The following is an 18,470-nucleotide window of genomic DNA, read 5'->3' as shown; positions in this document are numbered from 1 at the left end:
CCTCGTCGCGCCCGGGCGCGCTTCTGGGTGTAGCTTGCAGGCGCTGATCAGCGCCTCACCGCTTGGATGATTTGGACGGCGCCGCAGCCGGCACGGAAGGATCGCCGATGGTGGTCTTCAGCCATTGCTCGCTTTCGGCCAGCATCTGCATGATCGATTGCCGTGCGCGATAGGCGTGCGACTCGTTGGGCAGCATCACCAACCGCGCGGTGCCGCCAAGACCCTTGATCGCGGCAAACATGCGCTCGCTCTGGATCGGGAAGGTGCCGGTGTTGTTGTCGTCCTGGCCATGGATCAGCAGCAGCGGGTCCTTGATCTTGTCGGCATAGTTGAAGGGCGACATCGCCTGGTACACCGACTGCGCCTGCCAGTAGTTGCGCTCTTCGGCCTGGAAACCGAACGGGGTGAGCGTGCGGTTGTAGGCGCCGCTGCGGGCGATGCCGGCCTTGAACAGGCGTGTGTGCGCGAGCAGGTTGGCGGTCATGAAGGCGCCGTAGGAATGCCCACCGATGGCGATGCGCTCGCGGTCGGCGACTCCGCGTCGCACCACCTCGTCCACCGCGGCCTGTGCATCGGCGATCAGTTGCGGCACGTAGGTATCGTTGGGCTCGGCATCGCCTTCGCCGACGATCGGCATGGTGGGATTGTTGAGCACCACATAGCCGGTCGCCAGGAACGCCTGTGGCCCCCAGTAGCTGATCGCATTGAAACGGTACGGCGAGTCGGTGACCTGGCTGGCAGTGTCGGCGCTTTTGAACTCGCCAGGGTACGCCCACATCAGCAGCGGCCGCGGGCCATCGCGCTTGGGGTCGTAGCCTGGCGGCAACAGCAGCGTGGCGGTGAGGTCCACGCCATCGGCACGCTTGTAACGGATCTGCTCCTTCCGCACGCCACGCAACTGTGGCAACGGATGCGCGAAACGGGTCAATGCGCGCGCAGCACCCGCGCCGTCGCCCAGCTGTTGCACGAAGTAGTTGGCCGGCTCTTCCGGCGATTCGCGACTAAGCAGCAGTTGCGTGGCCGGCGCATCCAGCAACGCGATGGGCGCGGCATAGCTGGGCGCGCGCGAATGGAACAGCCGGGTGGCCTGCTTGCTGCGCAGATCGAAGCGATCCACGAACGGCCGGTCGCCTTCCGGCGAAGCGCCCTTGCCCAGCAGGAACAGGCTGTTGCCATCGGCACCGGTCTGCAGCACCGGCTGGCCCCTGTGGTCGACGAGGGTGGCCGGCGTGCCGGGGTCGTTGTAGCGATCCTGCGAGGAGCGGTCCCACAGCAGTTCGGGCGCGCGTTGCGGCTGATCCGGTGCGATACGCCATTGCTTGGTGCGGCGCGTCTTCCACCAGCTCTCGCTCAGGATCGCCAGATCGCCCCGCCCCCACTGCACGCCATCGAAACGGCTGCCCAGCCGTGCCAGCGTCACCGGCGCCCGGTCGAACGGGGCGGCCTGCATCAGCACCGCGTCGCGGATGGCGCTGTCGCGCGCCGGGTCGCCGCCGTCCTGCGCTTCGGCCCACACCAAGGTGGCCGGAGCATCGTTGCGCCAGGCGATCTCGCGCACCCCGGTCGGCACCGCATCGTTGCCGGTCGGCAGGCCTTCCACCAACGGCAGGCTGGCGATCTGTCGCACCCGCCTACCCTGCTGATCCAGCACCTCGATGCGGCGGGCGAAACTGCTCACCGGCACCAGGTAGGAGAACGGCCGCTCGCTGCGTTCGCTGAGGATGTAGCGTCCATCCGGCGATAGCGCAAGATCGAGATAGATGCCGGGCGTGGCGATCGGGCGTACCTGCCCGTCCACGCCGACGATGATCGGCTGGCCGGTGGCGTAGTACTCGAACACGCGCGCATCGGCTTCGTTACGCAACAGGTCCTGGTAGGTCGGCAGCGAGCGCACGCCGGCAGCGGCCGTGGTCTGCTGGACGGCCGGGCCGGCCGGGGTCGCATCGCGCGACGGCGGCGCGCCCTGCCCTGGCACCCGCTGCTGCTGCAGCAGGCCACTGCTGTCGGGCAACCAGCGCAATGCATCGTCCAGACTGGTGTTCAGGCCGGTCAGCAGCCGCCGTGCGCGGCCAGCGGCCACATCCACCAGCCACAACTCGTTGGCGCCGCTGGCGGCATCTTCGCGACGGAACGCCAGATAGCGCTGATCCGGCGACCAGCTCAAGGCCGCCAGCGACAGTGGCGTGGGTAGTCCGGCGATCTGCCGCTCGCTGCCATCGGCCGTCGACAACAGCCACAGCTTGCTGGCGAACGAAAAGCGACTGGCGGCAAAGGTCTTCGGATGGATGCGCACGCCGGCCAGCTTCAGTTCGGGCTGGGCCACTTCGGCGATGTCCGGCAGCGCCGGCAACTGCAGCATGGCCGCAAGGTCGCGCTGCGGCGACAGCTGCAGCAACGGCGCGCGCGGGGCATCCACCACCGCCTGCAACGCCTTGGAGGGCAGCTGATAGCCGCCATCTGCTGCGGGGACCGGCTGCGCAGCCGTGGCGGCCAGCAACGGCATGCTCAAGACCAGGGCTCCCGCCATCGCCCAGGTGTACCGCCGCCCGCCCTTCGCGTTCCGCCTCGCCTGCATCGTCCTTCCCCGGTCATGATCGACCCCGGACCATAGCAGCCGCGCGGCGGCGGCTCCCCTGCCGTTGGTGGGGGGCAGGACCAATTCATCCCGTTCGGGGGTGCTGCCGATATAATCGGCGCTCTCGTCGAGGGGCGCTGCGACCGGTAGGGCGGACTGATCCGCCGCCTGCACCATTGGTGCAGGCACACGGCCAGGCTCGACCAGCAGTCACCGTTCAACGGCGCCCGGAATTGCAGACATTCGTTTGCCTACCGGAGCCATGCATGAACGCTGTCACAAAGATCACCCCGCACGCCGATTACAAGATCGCCGACATCTCCCTGGCCGACTGGGGCCGCAAGGAGCTGGATATCGCCGAGCACGAGATGCCGGGCCTGATGTCGATCCGCCGCAAGCATGCGCAGACCAAGCCGCTGAAGGACGTGCGCATCACCGGCTCGCTGCACATGACCATCCAGACCGCCGTGCTGATCGAGACGCTCAAGGACATCGGCGCCAACGTGCGCTGGGCCTCGTGCAACATCTTCTCCACCCAGGACCACGCGGCCGCGGCGATCGCTGCGACCGGCACCCCCGTGTTCGCCTGGAAGGGCGAAACGCTGGAGGAATACTGGGACTGCACGCTGGACGCGCTGACCTTCACCCTGCCCGACGGCACCCTCACCGGTCCGGAACTGGTGGTGGACGACGGCGGCGACGTCACCTTGCTGATCCACAAGGGCTATGAGCTCGAAAATGGCAGCACCTGGGTCGACGAGCCGGCCTCTTCGCACGAGGAAGGCGTGATCAAGGCGCTGCTCAAGCGCGTGGCGGTGGAGCGCCCGGGCTACTGGGCCCGTGTGGTCAAGGACTGGAAGGGCGTGTCCGAAGAGACCACCACCGGCGTGCACCGCCTCTACCAGATCGCCGAAGCCGGCAAGCTGCTGATCCCGGCCATCAACGTCAACGACTCGGTCACCAAGAGCAAGTTCGACAACCTCTACGGCTGCCGCGAGTCGCTGGCCGATGGCCTCAAGCGCGCGATGGACGTGATGCTGGCCGGCAAGGTCGCGGTGGTCTGCGGCTACGGCGACGTCGGCAAGGGCAGCGCCGCTTCGCTGCGCGCCTATGGCGCCCGCGTGATCGTGACCGAGATCGACCCGATCTGCGCGCTGCAGGCCTCGATGGAAGGCTTCGAGGTCAACACCATCGAATCCACCCTGGGCCGTGCCGACATCTATGTCACCACCACCGGCAACAAGGACATCATCACCGTCGCCCACCTGCAGGCGATGAAGGACCAGGCCATCGTCTGCAACATCGGCCACTTCGACAACGAGATCCAGGTCGATGCGCTCAAGGCGCTGAAGGACGTGCAGACGATCAACATCAAGCCGCAGGTGGACAAGTACGTGTTCCCCAACGGCAATGCGATCTTCCTGCTGGCCGACGGCCGCCTGGTCAACCTGGGTTGTGCCACCGGCCACCCGAGCTTCGTGATGTCCAACTCCTTCGCCAACCAGACCCTGGCCCAGATCGACCTGTGGGAAAAGCGCGACAGCTACGAGAAGAAGGTCTACATCCTGCCCAAGCACCTGGATGAAGAAGTTGCGCGTCTGCACCTGGAAAAGATCGGCGTGAAGCTGACCACCCTGACCAAGGACCAGGCCGACTACCTCGGCGTGCCGGTGGAAGGCCCGTTCAAACCGGATCATTACCGCTACTGAGTTTCAGCCGTGGGACGGAAGAAACCCTCCCTCCCACGGCACCTTGGAGAATCGCATTGCTGAGCAACAGTCAAGTCACCCGCCTCGGAGAACGACTCAGGGACGGCGTTGACGACGCAGCGGCACTGAGCGAGCTTGAGGTTTATCGATCTGGATTTATTCCCGCATACAACCATGTACTCCGGATTTTGAAGGAAAAGCTTTTCCTCTCAGCGACAGGGCGGTTCAAATCGACTATTTCTATCGTTGAAAAACTTCGCCGCGGAAGCTCCCGGCTTTCTCAAATTCAAGATATTGCAGGCTGCAGGGTCATCACCCGGTCGCTTGCGGAGCAACTTCAAGTCGTGGACGGACTGAGGCAATGGTTCGATGATACACGCGTCGTAGAACGTACGATTGAGACAAGCAACGGTTATCGCGCGACACATGTACTGATCAGAACAGAAGGCAAGACAGTCGAAGTTCAAGTGCGAACGCTGATACAAAACTACTGGGCGAGTATTTCTGAAAGAATGGCTGACCTCCATGGACAGGAAGTCAAGTATGGTGGTGGGCCAAACCACCTGCAGCGACATCTGCTCGAACTCGCCGCATCACTCGAATCGACTGAATTAGCAAACGAACGCTACGCCAGGGCAAAATTGGAACTATCCCGTGCGAAAAGAAAGAGGGTTTCAAATGAAGAATGGGCATCAATCAGAAAAGAGGAGCAACAGGCAAAGCGGATCTTCGAAGCCGCAATGTCCCGCGCTAGAGTTCTTATTGGTAGCGAAATCTTGAGGGGGATATGAGGATGTTTTACCTTGTCCACTACAACCGCAAATCAAGAAGCGTGGTACGACTGACGGAGTATCGCGACGGCATATCCGCCTCAAAGGATAAACTCGCAGTCGAAATCGGATTGGCAGGACAGCACAATGGGGATGAGATCGTCGTTCTTGAAGCTAATGACATGTCCGACTTGAAGCAAAGCCACGGCCGATACTTCGACGACCTCTCCAAGCATCGCCGCTTCGACAGAAGTGCAGGCTAAGACGCCTCGGTCAACATTGGCCCAACGCGCAACACCTTTCCGCCATGTACGTCGACGGCGGCGGGCGTTGACTGGCCATCACCTTGCGTCAGCCGACTTGGCGCTCCTTACAGGCCCGTGTCATCGATCTCTCCCGGCCCACTGAGTGCCTGCGCGGCGCCCCTGACAGGCAAGGCCACGCTTTATCGCCAGTTCGCATTGGCCTCCCAGAACACCACGCTGCGCCGGTAGGCCTCGCGGTCCAGCGGCACGCCGGAGCCGCCCTCTTCCACACCCAGCGCATTGCGCAACATCGTGATCGGCGCCATCGGGATGTCATCGGGCTCAGCGGTGTACAGGCAACCCACCACGCCCCAGTCCGCATCGATCGGCGCGCCTTCCTTGGCCAACTGATCGCGGCTGTACAGGATCGGCACCATGTACTGCGCAACCGGCGACTCGACGCCTTCGAACCAGCGCACCAGGACGGGAAGCTCCTGCGTATTGCGCGCCTCATAGCCCGAACGCAGCAGGTGCCGGTTGTCGGCGGTGATCGGCACCGTCAGGCAGCGCGTGCTGGTCCAGTTGCGATGTACGTGCAGCTGGCAGAACGGGGCGTAGCCTTCGATCACGCGCAACGGTGAGGTGTCGTTGAGATGCTGGATGAACTGCTCGGGCGTGCAGTCCTGGATGGCATTGCGGCGGCCATCGCGCGGAAAAAGACGGGGGCGGGCAAACGCGGTAAGAACGATGGACATGGCAGTGCGGGCAGCGGCTAGGCCGTCAAGGGTAACTCCTGCGTGTGGTGCTTACCGCAGGCCTGTGCCGGCGAACAGGCGGCGATGCACGACATGCATCGCCGCTGTCGGCGCACCGCTACGGGCATCGAGCGATAGGCCACGCCAGGGCCATTGCGGCCATTCACCAGATCAGATCGTCCGGCACCTTGAACTGGCTGTAATAGTCGTCATCGCTGTCACTGGAAGCCGGTGCAGTGCTGCGGCCGTGATCGAGCACCACGGTCGCCGCATCGCGACTGTACACCTTCTCGGCCGCCACGCGCGGAATCAGTTCGAAACCTTCGCCGTGCCGCACGATCACCAACGCGCCGCTGGCCAGCTGGCTGCGCAAGGTGGGATTGACCAACACGCTGCGAATGACGCTGCCGTCATTGAACCGGTAGTCGATCTCGCCCTCGCGCTTGACCTTGCTGGTCTCCACGATCTGCCGCACCTGGGCCAGCACTTCCTGTTTACGCAGCTGCGCATTGCGCTCTTCGGCAAGGGCCCGGTCGCGCTCGGCCCGCTCGGCCTGCAGACGCGCAGCATCCACCTTGTCGGCCGCCGCGGGCACGGCCGCCCCGCCCTTGGCGTGACGCTGCTTGACCTGCTCTCGCGCCACCTTGTCCACCTGGGCCTTCTTGACCAGGCCGGCCTTGAGCAGCTGTTCTTGCAATGGATTACGCATGGGAGGGATCGGCAATGAACTGACCGGCAGTTTAGCGCGCCAGGCCTGCGCCGCCGGCCAATCGACCGCAAGCGTACGTCGCGGTTCCGGCCAGGATCCCGCCTAAAAACCTGAACACGCACTATCATGCGGCACTCACAACCATTCAAGGACGAAGAATGATCATTTGGGGATCAGGCGGCGACGCGATCGCGCTCGGCGCAGCAGCAGGTGCGCACTGCGACCAGTGCGCGCAGCAGCGCAGCTTCCGGCATGTCCTGCATTACCGCTATGCGCACCTGTGGTACGTCTTCAGCTGGGTGACCAAGAAGCAGTACCTGCGCGTCTGCGACGGCTGCAACCAGGCCACCCCGCTGGAGACCCAGACGTTCGAACAGACGCGGGGCAAGCCTCCCATTCCCGCCTACCGCCGTTTCGGTGGACTGGTTCTGCTGGGCCTGATCGCGGTCGTCGTGGTGTTCGGTGCCTTCAGCGCCGCGCAGACATCCAAGCGCGACGATGCATTGCTGGCCCGGCCAGCGCAAGGCGACCTGTACACCGTCGATCTGCAGACCGTAGCCCCCGGCGCTTATGAAGGGCATGCCTATGGCGTGGTGCGGGTCGATCGCGTCAACGGACAGACCATTACCCTGGCGCTGCCGAACAAGGGCTACGACAAGTGGAAAGGTGCCGAACGCGACGCGGGCAGCAGCAGCGCCAGGCAGCCGGCGTACTACACCGACGAGCAGGTCGAGGTCCCGCTGTCCACACTGCAGTCCTTGCACGCAGGCAATGAGCTCCGCCACGCCTATCGCTGAGTACCTGCCTGCCTCCCATGTAGCAAACGCTGCGCTGGCGACGGATGAGGCGACGCCTGCTGCGGGCAACACATCGAAGGTGCGTTTCACCACATGAGCGGACCGGCACGCACCGGTCGCCCTGACCGGATCGCGGGCTTGCCCTCGTTTGGATGACACCTGACGTTGCAGCGCACCCGCGTCTGCCGTACCACCGGTGCGTATCAGGCGCCGGCCCAGTTCCCGCGTCGCATCTCAGACACGCTCGTCGCTGAGAGAGACAGCAACCAGACGCCCGCATCGAGACCCGCAAGCCACGTCGCATTGTGCGACCGGCCACGCGATTACTGCCGAACATCGCACGCACTTCAGCGGCGCGTTGCATTGAATACGTATGCACACCACCGATGCTGCGCCGCGATGCGCGCTTAGCATCACCGCGCGCTGCACGCCGTGCGCGCGCTTTCCGGAACAGGGGCCGGAGGCCTTGCTGTGGGCAGCGCGATGCATTCGCCTGCCCGCGCCCACCCATTGGAGAACCACCGATGCACACCGCTCTTGCTCACTCGCCCTGCTCACTCCTGCGGCGCAGCGCCCGCGCGCTGCTGACCATGCTGACGCTGCTGCTGGTCACCGCCAACGTGCAGGCCGATGTCATCCTGCACGCCTTCAACTGGCCTTATGCCACCGTCGAAGCACGCGCCAAGCAGATTGCCGACGCAGGCTACCGCAAAGTGCTGGTGGCACCCGCCTATCGTTCGCAGGGCAGCGCCTGGTGGGCGCGCTACCAACCGCAGGACATCCGCCTGATCGACAATCCGCTCGGCGACACCGTCGCGTTCCGACGCATGGTGCAGGCGCTGGCCAACAACGGCGTGGCAACCTATGCCGATATCGTGTTCAACCATATGGCCAATGAGGCGGCCACGCGCCCGGACCTCAACTATCCCGGCAGTGCCGTGCTGTCGCAGTACGCCGCCAATCCTGGCCGCTACGACTCGCTGCGCCTGTTCGGCACCTTGCAGTCGAACTTTCTCAGCGGCAGCGATTTCGGTCCGGCGCAGTGCATCACCAATTACAACGACGCCTTCCAGGTGCGCAACTACCGTATCTGCGGCGGCGGCAGCGATCCCGGTCTACCCGACCTGCTCGGCAACACCTGGGTGATCGACCAGCAACGCGCCTATCTGCAGGCGCTCAAGGGTCTGGGCGTGACCGGCTTTCGCGTGGATGCGGCCAAGCACATGAGCTTCGACCACCTCAACCGGGTCTTCGATGCCGGCATCAGATCCGGCGTGCATGTGTTCGGCGAGGTGATCACCGGTGGCGGCAGCGGCAACAGCGACTACGACCAGTTCCTCGCACCGTATCTGCAGTCCACTCCGCATGCTGCATACGATTTCCCATTGTTCAATGCAGTGCGCAACGCCTTCGCCATCGGCGCCAGCATGCAGCAACTGGTGGATCCGGCCGCGGCTGGGCAGGCGCTGCCGGGCAATCGCGCGGTGACCTTCGCCATCACCCACGACATCCCCAACAATGCCGGTTTCCGCTACGCCATCCTCGATCCGGTGGATGAAACCCTGGCCTATGCCTACCTGATCGGACGCAACGGCGGCACGCCGATGATCTACACCGACAACAACGAAAGCGGCGACAACCGCTGGGTCAACGCCTACCAGCGCGACGATCTGCGTCGCATGATCGGCTTCCATAATGGCGTGCAGGGGACCGACATGCAGGTGCTGTCGTCGAGCTCGTGCCACATCCTGTTTCGTCGTGGCAGCCTGGGCATCGTCGGCATAAACAAGTGCGGCAATCCGGTTACCACCACGGTGGGCATGAACAACAGCGTGCTGTATTGGAATGCCGATTACGTGGATGCGCTGGGCTCGGGCAACGTGGTACGCATCTCCAGCAGCTCCTATACCTTCACGCTGCCGGCGCGCGGTGCGCGCATGTGGCGCCGCTGAAGACTTTCGAGCGCCGGTGACCGGCGCCTGGTTCAGGCGTCACCAGTCCAACCAGGTCACCTGCCACGCACCTGCCCGGCATGTGATCACCTGGCGATGCATATGCAGCCTCCCGCGACGCGCGCGGAGGCTGCATGCACCCGTGTGTCGTCGCCAGGATACGCAGCTGCCACGGTTCATCGTTTCGCCACACGATGAACTGATCGAGAATAAAAAGTCACCCAATGCAACAAACGGCGCTGCACGGCGGACCTACCACGCAACCAGCCGCGTGCTCTGCCCTCTCGGCGACAGGCATGCGGAACGGTTGACCGCGATGGCGATCGTTGCCGCGTGATGGCACGCGCGTTCATCGCATCGAACAGTGGAGCCAACCGGAGCAGCCCGATGCCTCTGTACTTCGTCCGTCATGGCGAATCGCTCGCCAACGAACAGAACTATTTTGCCGGTGCGCAGAACTCGCCACTCACTCCGCTCGGAAGACGGCAGGCCAGGCAGGCCGCCGACTACATCCGGCAACGCGCACTGCGCTTCGACGAAGTGCATGTCTCCACGCTCGAACGCGCCCAGGCCACGGCGGCGATCATCCTGGAAGGCAGCGCCGAGATGCCGCACATGGTGTCCAGCGCCGCATTGGTGGAGCGCGACTTCGGCATCTTCGCAGGCAGGAACAAGACTCTGATCAAGAAGTCGATCGGGCACCGCCTGTTCGACGCCTGTTTCCACGACGCCAATGGCGCGCCGCCCGACGGCGAGCACTGGATGGACATGTATGCCCGCTGCAAGCACTACTACGACACCGTTCTGGCGCCCCTGGACCGCCAGGGCAAGCGGATCCTGGTCGTAGCGCACAAGTACATCGTCGAGGTGTTCGCATTGATCGCCTCCGGCCTTCCGCCCGACCGCTACATCGATTTCCGGCTGCCCAATTCGCGCCCCTTGTCGTGGGACGAACTCAAACGCCTGACCGCACACAGCTCCTCGCGCCTGAACGCACTTGGCGAGCTGACCGAGATCCACCTGCTGCAGTGGATGCTGATCGCCGCGCTGGCCGGCTTCGCCCTTGCCTGCGCCGGAGTGACGCTGCCGCATGCCATCAATTCCACGGCCGTCGTCGCTCTGTTGGCGGTCAATGCGTTCTTTCTTTCGGTACGCATCGCACCGGGCGCGCTGCGACTGACGCGGGGGCCGGAGAACATCGCACTGAGCATGCTCAGCCTGGCGCGGGCAGGGCTGGCGATGATCCTGCTGACCCGGTTCCAGAACGCATGGGTCCATGTGCTGGGGTTGCTGCTGATCGTACCGCCGGCGCTGTCGGTGCCGTCCTTCTCGCTGGCGCGCGGCGGCGATTACTTCTTCGCCGCACGCTACACCCTGGTGCTGTCGATCCTGTTGCCGGTGGCGTTGCTGGTGCTGTTCCTGGATCACCACGAGGTGCTGGGCAACGCGCATGCGCTGGAGCGCTTCTTTGTGGTGTTGCTGCTCGCACTCGGATTTCCTTCGCTGCTGGCCCAGGGCTGGCGCCACGCACGTCCGATCGCGGCCGGCAAGCTGGCCACCAATTGGGCCTGGGTGGGTTCGCTGACGATGGTGCCCATGGCGCTGCTGGTCGCGCTGCGCGCGGGCGGCAGCGCATTGACCGATGCCCTGTCGCACGGCGGATGGCAGGCGTGGGCGGCGTTACTGTTGCCGTTCGCCCTGCTGCTGGCATGTCGGCTGGGCAGCGCGGTCTATCTGCGCACCTATCAACGCGTGAGCGGCAGGGCCATCCATCCCGCCATCGTTTCGGATATCCATCTGCTGCAGACCTCGCCCAATATCTTCCTGTGGCTGAGCCTGTTGCTGCCCGGCACCTTCGCGCACGCGCCCACGCTGGTGGCGGGTACCCTGCTCGGCTTCTTCGCATTCGCGCTGCTGGACGAGGCCTGGGTGGTGCGGCGCTTCCGCGCGCAGATCGCACCGGCGATGCGGCGCCTTGCGGTACACCCGGCAATGCCCGCGCGTGCGCCCACGGCAGCCGCAGCGGCGCAAGCCGATATCGCACTGGATGGAAGATGACACCATCGGTGTCGGGCGCGGCACCCGGCGCGCCCGACACCGATGACTCGCGCGTCAGTACAGCGCGGCAACGCGCAACCAATGCCCTGCACGGTCGCCTGGGGCCACCGTGCAGGGATGCGGTTCACCAGGCGAACGGCGCGGCGACCTTGCGTGCGCCCAGCAGGAAGGCATCGGCCACGTGCACGAAGGGGGTGGTGTCCACCTCCGAGGCACCGGCGCGCACCAGCTCCACGAAACGCTGGTACAGCCCGTCGTACTCGCTGGAAGCCGGCAAGGCCTGCACCTGGCCGTCGATTCGCAGGCTTGCGCCGCCTTCGCCGAGTACCAGCTGGCCCTGAGTGGTCTCCACCTCGATATCCCAGCGCTGGTGTCCGGTCTGCAGGAAATCGAATTCGGCCGTCACCGGCACGCCGGCGGTATCGACGAACGCCAACCGCGCATACAGCGGCGCCTGGCGATTGGCGGGCGTGTGCAACTCGGCTTCGCGCAGGGCGAATGCGCGCGGCAGCACATGGGTGGCGATGGACAGTGCATTGATGCCGGGATCGAACACCCCCATGCCGCCGGGTTCCAGAATCCAGTCCTGCCCCGGATGCCAATGCCGGATGTCTTCCTTCCAGGTGATGTGCGCACGCAGGATCTGCTTGTCGGCCAACCACGCGCGCGCAGGCGCCACGCCCGCAGCGCAGCGCGAATGCCAACTGGTGAACAGACTGCGTTGCGCCTGTTGCGCCACGGTGCGCAGGTCGTCGATCTCCGCGAGGGTGGCGGCTGGCGGCTTCTCCAGGAACACGTGGCGACCGGCAGCCAACGCGGCCGCCGCCAGCGCATGCCGCCCTACCGGCGGCGTACACAAGGCCACCGCCTCGATCTCCGGTTGCGCAGCGAAGGCTTCTTCCAGGGTGTGATAGGCCGGCACGCCCTCCACCGTGCCGTGCCGGCTCACCGTGGCGACCAACTGCACGTCCGGGCGCGCGGCGATGGTCGGCACGTGCTGGTCACGGGCGATCTTGCCGATGCCGACAAGGGCAATGCGCAATGCGTCTGGGTGCTTCATCGAAACCTTCGTGCTGATGAGGATGGAGGGTGTCCGCGCGCCTGCCCGCGCTGCCCTGCGCAACGCACCACAACGGCGCAGTGGTGGTGCGGCAGGCGTCGGTCGCATGCGAAGGCGCAGTGTACGGTCGCCCCCAGGCCGCTGCGAGACATCGCTCCTGCTTGTTTTGCTATACCTGCATGCGACGAACCACGCATCGCTGCATCCGTGTCGCCGCTCCACTGGTGGCCGATGATGGACAAGGATCCGCATCTGGCTACGCACCCCGCTCACTGGGACAAGCCGCACGCGGCCGGACCAACGCCGGCTGCGCATCGATTGACGCACGGTGCCCAGAGGGCACACTGGCACCCCCGGCACCGCGCGTGCCCGCCATGCAGGATTGCATCGATGTTGCATCACGTTTCGCTGGGCGTTCGCGCGATCGAGGCATCGGCCGCGTTCTACGACGCCGTCCTCGGTGCGCTCGGCTACGTGCGCGTGTGGTCGGATCTGGCGCCGGGCACGCTCGATCAGGCGGTCGGTTATGGCAGACCGGGCGGCGAGGACTGCCTGGCCTTGAAGCAACGGCCTGCCGGGCGATGCGCACCGGGGTCGGGATTTCATCTGGCATTTTCGGCCGCCGATGCGGCGGCCGTGGATGCCTTCCATGCCGCCGCGCTACGGCACGGCGGCCGCAGCAACGGCGCGCCTGGTACGCGCCCCGACTACGGCGATCATTACTACGCCGCGTTCGTCATCGATCCGGATGGGCACCCCATCGAAGCGGTGGTTCAACACGGCATGTGAGCGTGTCAGCGACAGCGAGCGAGCGCCATCGCCAGCACACCGGCATGCGGTGCTTGATCGCTCTGGAGACAGCCCACCGCGGCAATCACATTTCCAGCACCACCTTGCCCAGGTGACTGCCCTGTTCCAGGTACCGATGCGCCGCAGCCGCGTCGGCCAGCGCGAAGCGCTTGTCCAGCAGCACGCGGAGCTTGCCCTGTTCGATCCAGGGCCAGACCACGCGCTCCACCTGCGCAGCCAGCCGCGCCTTCTCGTCGGCACTGCGCGGACGCAGGGTGGAGCCGGTGAGCACGGCCTGCTTGCGCATCAGCTGCGGGATCGGCACCTGGATGTTCGCGCCGGCCTGCGAGGCGATGTACACGATGCGCCCACCCGGATTGAGCGCTTCCAGGGTATCGGCGAAGACGGCGGCACCGACCATGTCCAGCGCCACGTCCACGCCGCCATGCGCCCTGGCTGTCTCGACGAACGATGCGGTGGTGGAATCGATCGCCACGTCGGCGCCCAGCTCGCGCGCCTGCGCGGCCTTGCCGGCCGAGCGCGCGGTCGCCAGCACTCGGGCACCGGCGGCCTTGGCCATCTGGATCGCAGTCACCCCGATACCGGAGGTGGCACCATGCAGCAACAACCACTCGCCCGCTGCCAGCCGGCCGTGTTCGAACAGGTTCGCGTAGGCGGTGAAGACGGTTTCCGGCAAGGCGGCGGCATGCACGAAGTCCATCCCCGCCGGAATCGGCAGCACATGGCGCGCATCGGCTACCACGTACTGCGCGTAGCCACCGCCGCCGAGCAGGGCGCAGACGCGGTCGCCCACCTTCCAGCGACCAGCCGGCTCCACGATCTCGCCGGCCACTTCCAGGCCCAGCGTCTCCGGCGCACCCGGCGGCGGCGGGTAATGGCCGGCGCGCTGCAGCAGGTCGGGGCGATTGACCCCGGCGGCGTGCACGCGGATCAGCACCTGCCCCGGCGCAGGGCGCGGGCATGCTTGCTCGGTCGGGTGCAACGCATCGGCGTCGCCCTTACCATCGCGGACGGCGATGGCGGTCATGGTGGTGTCGCGCATGCGGACGCTCCGTGAGAAAGCGTCCAGTGTAGGCAAGCGGACGTGAGCCCCCGGCACACAGGCAGATGCGACGCGAAGGCCGCTGCTGCACGCGCGTCGGCCGGTGGCGGACGCGCGTGGCAGGCGCTTACTCCGCGTTCGAAGTGGAGTCCCGATCGATGTATTGGCGAATCGCTTCGAACACCTTGGACGTGCCGTCGTCCTGGCCCGATGGCAGCCGCGCCGCGAAATCGCTCAACAGCTTGTCGCCGTCCACACCGGGCTGCTCGGCCAGGGCAAGCGCCAGATCGCCGACGCTACGCGCCAGCGCGACCCAGATGCGGCCCAGCGATTCGGCGATTACGTCCATTTCTTCTTCTTGCATGTCGCGCTCCGATCAAGTGGCGTGGGGTGATCGAGCTTACCGCGTGCGCCCTGCGCCCATGCAAGCGTTGCGAGCAGACCCGACTGCCGGGATGCCACGATCGGGACACCCGCAACCAAATATGCATTCATCGCGATGAAGCGATATTATGTCGACACGCTCCGCCGGACCCGCCGCGATGACGCATCTGAGTTTCGAGTTCTACCCACCCAAGACCGACGAACAACGTGCGCAGCTGGACCGCACGGCGGCAAGGTTGCGGGGCTACACGCCGGAATACGTCTCGTGCACCTTCGGCGCCGGCGGCTCCACGCTCAGCTACACCTCCGAGACCGTGCGCCATCTCAAGCAGAAGCATGGCTTCGAGGCGGCACCGCATCTGTCCTGCGTCGGCGGCAACCGCCAGGAGATCCGCGAGCTGCTCAAGCTGTATCGCGCCATCGGCTGTACCCGCATCGTCGCGTTGCGTGGCGACCTGCCCTCGGGCATGGGCCACCCTGGCGACCTGCGTTATGCCTCGGACCTGATCGCCTTCATCCGCGCCGAACACGGCACCGCCTTCCGCATCGAAGTGGGCGCCTATCCGGAGACCCATCCGCAGGCAGTCGACGCACTCAGCGACCTGCGCTATTTCAAGGCCAAGGTCGATGCCGGCGCAGATGCGGCGATCACCCAGTATTTCTACAACGCCGATGCGTACTTCCATTTCCGCGACGCGGCCGAGCGCATGGGCGTGACGATCCCGATCGTCCCGGGCATCATGCCGATCTCCAACTTTTCGCAGTTGCGGCGTTTTTCCGAGCAATGCGGCGCCGAGATTCCGCGCTGGATCGGCAAGAAGATGCAGTCCTACGGCGACGATGCCGAGGCGGTGCGCGCCTTCGGCGCCGAGGTCGTGGCTGCCCTGTGCGAGCGTCTGATCGCCGGCGGCGCGCCGGCACTGCATTTCTACACCCTCAACCTGGCCAAGCCGACCACCCAGGTGCTGCAGCTGCTCGGGCGCTGAGTCCGACCGCCCTGCCCGACCGGCGCGGGCGGCGCGGCAACGCCTCGATACCCGGCGCATCACCTATTCCTCCCCAGCTCACGCGCGCCCGGCTACGCTGCGCCAATGCCTCGTTCCCTGCTGCCCCTGCTAGCGCTGCTGTTCTTTCTGTACCCCACTTTGCGCGCACACGCCCAGGAGATCCGGCGCTGCGTGACACCGGACGGGCAGACCATGTTCACCGATCGCCGCTGCGAGGACGTCGGCGCCGCCACGCGTGCGCCGCCGGCGGTGCGCACCCATGGCAATACCGGTCTGTATCGCTACGGCTGCCCACGTCGGCTCAGCGAGCTGGTGGCGCTGCTGCAATCGGCCGTGGACAGCCGCGACGTCAATCGGCTGTCCAGTCTGTATCTGTGGAGCGGCCAAACCGACAGCGCCGCCAACCGGGTGCTGAGCCGGCTGGAGGCCATCGCCCAACGCCCGTTGCTGGACATCGTGCCGATGTATCCGCAAACCGATCCCCCCGCCTGGGACAACGATGGCGCAGCGACCACGCCATCGCTGGACGGCAGCGCGATCGACGCACCGCTGCCCGCCCCCACGCGTCCGCGCCCCTGGGGCCTGCGCCTGGAGCAGAACCTGCCCAGCGGCACGCCCGCACGCAGCGTGCTGCGGCTGCGCCGTCAGTACAACTGCTTCTGGGTGACGTTCTAGAGCGGGCAAGCGCCGCTTGGCACACGCGGGGACAACTCGGACGATCGGTGTGGCAGCTGCGTACCGACGCAGGCAATCTCCAAGGCCGATGCCTTGCTACATGCAGTCGAGGGGTGGAAACGCATGGAGCGCAGAATGCAGAGTGCCCGGTCATGGCAGAGCGCTTTCGACGGCCAGACAGCCTGTGCGCGCTCAGTCGGGCCACAGGCCGCGAATCGCGGCGATGCCTTGCGCCCCATGCGCGCGTGCCTGGCGCAGATCGTCGATGCACAGACCGCCCAGCGCATAGATCGGCAACGCGACCTGTTCGCGCAAGGCTTCGAATCCATCCCATCCCATCGGGGCCGCATGCGGGTGCGATGCCGTCGCCCGTACCGGGCCCAGCACCGCGAAATCGCAGCCGAGCCGTTGCGCATGGCGCAGATCCTCCAGCCCGTGACAGGACGCCGCCACCAGTTGCCCGGGCGGCAGCGGGCGCTGCTGCAGCTCCGCCAACTGCTCGGCGCCCAGATGGACGCCGACGCCGAGCTCGGCGGCCAGTGCGGCATCGCGGTTGAGCAGCAATTGCGCGCGGGAGCGGCCGCGCAGGCGCATCACCTGCTGCAACAACCCGTGCCAGCGCGCGGTCGCGGTCTGCCGCGCACGCAGCTGGATTCGGGTCGCACCGTCCTGCAGCGCGCGCTCCAGCGCCTGCAGCCAACGCGCATCGTCGTCCGGTTCGGGCGTGATCACATAGCGCTCGGGCTGGCGCAGCACGCCCACCACCGGCACATCGGCAGGGGGCATCGAATAGCGCGACAGTTTGTCGGCTGCCACCCAGGTCATCGCCTGGCCCTCGCGGCCGCGCGGGCTGCCCTTCCAGGCGGTGATGTGGCGTACTTCCAGACGCAGGCGCTTGTCCGGATACAGCTGCGGCACCTCCATCACCCAGTCACCGACCTGCGCCTCGATCCCCAGTTCTTCATTGAGTTCGCGCGCCAGCGCCTGCTCCGAGCTTTCGCCGGGCTCGCGCTTGCCGCCCGGAAACTCCCACAGCCCGGGCATGTCGCGGGTTTCGGTACGGCGGGTCAACAGGATGCGGCCGCGCGGGTCGGTGATCACGCCGGCAACGACGTGAATGGATCTCAGGGGATCGGGCATGGCACAAGAGTGCCGCGAGTGAGCCGTTCAGTGCAATCGCTTGGGGGCGGGGATTCGGGATTGGGGATTCGGGATTTGTCGAAGCGCGGCGTGCTTGCTTCTGCCAATCCCCAATCCCCAATCCCGGCCTACAGCGGATGCCCGATGCGCCACAGTACTCCGCTGGGATCGTGCAAGGTGAAATCGCGCGCGCCCCAGGGCCGGTCTTCCGGTGCGCTGAAGCTCACGCCGAACTGCTCGTCCAGCCCCGTGTCGTGCATGTGCTGCCACCAGGCATCGGCATCGTCCACCCATAGATGCAGCATGAGATTCTCGGCCAGCTCGCGCACGTAGAAGTCCTGCAGCAGGAACGCGCAATGCGCGCCATGCCGGAAGCAGCTCACAGTGCCGACCTCGTCCTCCTGCACGAAGCCCAGCGCACGGTAGAACCGCTGCGACAGCGCATAGTCGCGCGCAGGCACGAACACCTTCAATTGCTGGCTCGACAGCTGCGACATGACGCACTCCACGCAGGACGTGGATCGAGCATACGCCCTGCAGTGGCGCGGGCGCAGACGCCTGCGTACAGCCGGGCACGGTTAGTGCCCTTGCGCGATGACAAGTGTGTCGAACCTGCTCGGCCGGTGAACCTCTCCGCATCGCCACAGGATGCAAAGCCCCCTTGGCAAGAGGGGGGCGCCGAAGGCGCGGGGGATCGGAAGCAAGGACCGTGCACCAGGCGTCCGCTACGCGGATGCCTGGTGCGCAGCCCGCTTCGCGGGCTGCGCCACGGTCAACTCAGC

The 18,470-nt window shown here is 65.8% G+C and carries 17 protein-coding genes and 1 riboswitch; of the genes, 9 read left to right on the top strand and 8 right to left on the bottom strand.

What is annotated here, in order from left to right; translation table 11 throughout:
• Positions 1–55 precede the first annotated feature (55 nt).
• Positions 56–2,527 carry a S9 family peptidase gene (locus LL962_RS20450; RefSeq protein ID WP_228318240.1) on the bottom strand — a complete coding sequence of 824 codons (2,472 nt, stop codon included), beginning with the start codon at positions 2,525–2,527 and terminating at the stop codon, positions 56–58.
• A 171-nt stretch (positions 2,528–2,698) separates the two neighbouring features.
• Positions 2,699–2,811: riboswitch (S-adenosyl-L-homocysteine riboswitch) on the top strand.
• 30 nt (positions 2,812–2,841) lie between these two features.
• Here LL962_RS20450 and ahcY point away from each other — a divergent pair.
• From ahcY to LL962_RS20435, 3 genes are read left to right on the top strand one after another with little or no spacing between them, the layout of a single operon-like run.
• Positions 2,842–4,284, top strand: coding sequence for an adenosylhomocysteinase (gene ahcY, locus LL962_RS20445; RefSeq protein ID WP_104584862.1), 1,443 nt, complete (start codon positions 2,842–2,844; stop codon positions 4,282–4,284).
• Positions 4,285–4,340: 56 nt separating this feature from the next.
• Positions 4,341–5,075 (top strand): hypothetical protein, encoded by a 735-nt coding sequence (locus LL962_RS20440; protein WP_167395174.1) that lies wholly within the window; start codon positions 4,341–4,343, stop codon positions 5,073–5,075.
• Positions 5,076–5,077: 2 nt separating this feature from the next.
• Positions 5,078–5,317 carry a hypothetical protein gene (locus LL962_RS20435; RefSeq protein WP_104584866.1) on the top strand — a complete coding sequence of 80 codons (240 nt, stop codon included), beginning with the start codon at positions 5,078–5,080 and terminating at the stop codon, positions 5,315–5,317.
• A gap of 182 nt (positions 5,318–5,499) precedes the next feature.
• Here the strand turns inward: LL962_RS20435 and LL962_RS20430 are convergent, their stop codons facing one another.
• Both LL962_RS20430 and LL962_RS20425 read right to left on the bottom strand, forming a co-directional pair.
• Positions 5,500–6,054 (bottom strand): DUF3228 family protein, encoded by a 555-nt coding sequence (locus LL962_RS20430; protein ID WP_228318239.1) that lies wholly within the window; start codon positions 6,052–6,054, stop codon positions 5,500–5,502.
• Between the two features lie 163 nt (positions 6,055–6,217).
• Positions 6,218–6,763 carry a DUF2058 domain-containing protein gene (locus LL962_RS20425; protein WP_228318238.1) on the bottom strand — a complete coding sequence of 182 codons (546 nt, stop codon included), beginning with the start codon at positions 6,761–6,763 and terminating at the stop codon, positions 6,218–6,220.
• Positions 6,764–6,921: 158 nt separating this feature from the next.
• Between LL962_RS20425 and LL962_RS20420 the strand changes: the two genes are divergently transcribed.
• The 3 genes from LL962_RS20420 to LL962_RS20410 all read left to right on the top strand — a co-directional run bounded on the left by LL962_RS20420 (position 6,922) and on the right by LL962_RS20410 (position 11,570).
• Positions 6,922–7,560, top strand: coding sequence for a hypothetical protein (locus LL962_RS20420; RefSeq protein WP_228318237.1), 639 nt, complete (start codon positions 6,922–6,924; stop codon positions 7,558–7,560).
• Between the two features lie 581 nt (positions 7,561–8,141).
• Positions 8,142–9,512, top strand: a complete 1,371-nt coding sequence (locus tag LL962_RS20415) for an alpha-amylase family protein (RefSeq protein ID WP_228318242.1) — start codon at positions 8,142–8,144, stop codon at positions 9,510–9,512.
• A gap of 387 nt (positions 9,513–9,899) precedes the next feature.
• Positions 9,900–11,570 carry a histidine phosphatase family protein gene (locus LL962_RS20410; protein ID WP_228318236.1) on the top strand — a complete coding sequence of 557 codons (1,671 nt, stop codon included), beginning with the start codon at positions 9,900–9,902 and terminating at the stop codon, positions 11,568–11,570.
• Positions 11,571–11,694: 124 nt separating this feature from the next.
• Here the strand turns inward: LL962_RS20410 and LL962_RS20405 are convergent, their stop codons facing one another.
• Positions 11,695–12,630 (bottom strand): Gfo/Idh/MocA family protein, encoded by a 936-nt coding sequence (locus tag LL962_RS20405; RefSeq protein WP_228318235.1) that lies wholly within the window; start codon positions 12,628–12,630, stop codon positions 11,695–11,697.
• Positions 12,631–13,020: 390 nt separating this feature from the next.
• Here LL962_RS20405 and LL962_RS20400 point away from each other — a divergent pair, with 390 nt between their 5' ends.
• Positions 13,021–13,419, top strand: coding sequence for a VOC family protein (locus LL962_RS20400; protein ID WP_228318234.1), 399 nt, complete (start codon positions 13,021–13,023; stop codon positions 13,417–13,419).
• 85 nt (positions 13,420–13,504) lie between these two features.
• Here LL962_RS20400 and LL962_RS20395 read toward each other — a convergent pair whose 3' ends face one another.
• Both LL962_RS20395 and LL962_RS20390 read right to left on the bottom strand, forming a co-directional pair.
• Positions 13,505–14,482, bottom strand: coding sequence for an NAD(P)H-quinone oxidoreductase (locus LL962_RS20395; RefSeq protein WP_104584880.1), 978 nt, complete (start codon positions 14,480–14,482; stop codon positions 13,505–13,507).
• A 127-nt stretch (positions 14,483–14,609) separates the two neighbouring features.
• Positions 14,610–14,846, bottom strand: a complete 237-nt coding sequence (locus tag LL962_RS20390) for a hypothetical protein (RefSeq protein ID WP_104584882.1) — start codon at positions 14,844–14,846, stop codon at positions 14,610–14,612.
• A 178-nt stretch (positions 14,847–15,024) separates the two neighbouring features.
• Between LL962_RS20390 and metF the strand changes: the two genes are divergently transcribed.
• Positions 15,025–15,852: a methylenetetrahydrofolate reductase [NAD(P)H] gene (gene metF, locus LL962_RS20385; protein ID WP_228318241.1), complete on the top strand. Its 828-nt coding sequence runs from the start codon at positions 15,025–15,027 to the stop codon at positions 15,850–15,852.
• Between the two features lie 105 nt (positions 15,853–15,957).
• Positions 15,958–16,548, top strand: a complete 591-nt coding sequence (locus LL962_RS20380) for a hypothetical protein (RefSeq protein ID WP_228318233.1) — start codon at positions 15,958–15,960, stop codon at positions 16,546–16,548.
• 192 nt (positions 16,549–16,740) lie between these two features.
• On the opposite strand, the gene LL962_RS20375 is transcribed toward LL962_RS20380, so the two are convergent.
• Together LL962_RS20375 and LL962_RS20370 are read right to left on the bottom strand one after the other, a co-directional pair.
• A complete protein-coding gene (locus LL962_RS20375; protein ID WP_228318232.1) occupies positions 16,741–17,688 on the bottom strand; it encodes a Nudix family hydrolase in 948 nt (315 codons plus the stop codon).
• Between the two features lie 128 nt (positions 17,689–17,816).
• Positions 17,817–18,185 (bottom strand): VOC family protein, encoded by a 369-nt coding sequence (locus LL962_RS20370; protein ID WP_104584890.1) that lies wholly within the window; start codon positions 18,183–18,185, stop codon positions 17,817–17,819.
• Between the last annotated feature and the right edge of the window lie 285 nt (positions 18,186–18,470).

The organism is Xanthomonas sp. NCPPB 1067, assembly GCF_020783795.1.
Taxonomy (GTDB): domain Bacteria; phylum Pseudomonadota; class Gammaproteobacteria; order Xanthomonadales; family Xanthomonadaceae; genus Xanthomonas; species Xanthomonas melonis.
This window is presented reverse-complemented; position numbering and strand designations above follow the sequence as displayed.

Excerpts from the sequence above, each read along its gene's own strand:
- LL962_RS20450 (WP_228318240.1), bottom strand. The coding sequence starts at position 2,527 with ATGGCGGGAGCCCTGGTCTTGAGCATGCCGTTGCTGGCCGCCACGGCT.
- ahcY (WP_104584862.1), top strand. The coding sequence starts at position 2,842 with ATGAACGCTGTCACAAAGATCACCCCGCACGCCGATTACAAGATCGCC.
- LL962_RS20435 (WP_104584866.1), top strand. The coding sequence starts at position 5,078 with ATGTTTTACCTTGTCCACTACAACCGCAAATCAAGAAGCGTGGTACGA.
- LL962_RS20430 (WP_228318239.1), bottom strand. The coding sequence starts at position 6,054 with ATGTCCATCGTTCTTACCGCGTTTGCCCGCCCCCGTCTTTTTCCGCGC.
- LL962_RS20425 (WP_228318238.1), bottom strand. The coding sequence starts at position 6,763 with ATGCGTAATCCATTGCAAGAACAGCTGCTCAAGGCCGGCCTGGTCAAG.
- LL962_RS20420 (WP_228318237.1), top strand. The coding sequence starts at position 6,922 with ATGATCATTTGGGGATCAGGCGGCGACGCGATCGCGCTCGGCGCAGCA.
- LL962_RS20410 (WP_228318236.1), top strand. The coding sequence starts at position 9,900 with ATGCCTCTGTACTTCGTCCGTCATGGCGAATCGCTCGCCAACGAACAG.
- LL962_RS20405 (WP_228318235.1), bottom strand. The coding sequence starts at position 12,630 with ATGAAGCACCCAGACGCATTGCGCATTGCCCTTGTCGGCATCGGCAAG.
- LL962_RS20400 (WP_228318234.1), top strand. The coding sequence starts at position 13,021 with ATGTTGCATCACGTTTCGCTGGGCGTTCGCGCGATCGAGGCATCGGCC.
- LL962_RS20395 (WP_104584880.1), bottom strand. The coding sequence starts at position 14,482 with ATGCGCGACACCACCATGACCGCCATCGCCGTCCGCGATGGTAAGGGC.
- LL962_RS20390 (WP_104584882.1), bottom strand. The coding sequence starts at position 14,846 with ATGCAAGAAGAAGAAATGGACGTAATCGCCGAATCGCTGGGCCGCATC.
- metF (WP_228318241.1), top strand. The coding sequence starts at position 15,025 with ATGACGCATCTGAGTTTCGAGTTCTACCCACCCAAGACCGACGAACAA.
- LL962_RS20380 (WP_228318233.1), top strand. The coding sequence starts at position 15,958 with ATGCCTCGTTCCCTGCTGCCCCTGCTAGCGCTGCTGTTCTTTCTGTAC.
- LL962_RS20375 (WP_228318232.1), bottom strand. The coding sequence starts at position 17,688 with ATGCCCGATCCCCTGAGATCCATTCACGTCGTTGCCGGCGTGATCACC.
- LL962_RS20370 (WP_104584890.1), bottom strand. The coding sequence starts at position 18,185 with ATGTCGCAGCTGTCGAGCCAGCAATTGAAGGTGTTCGTGCCTGCGCGC.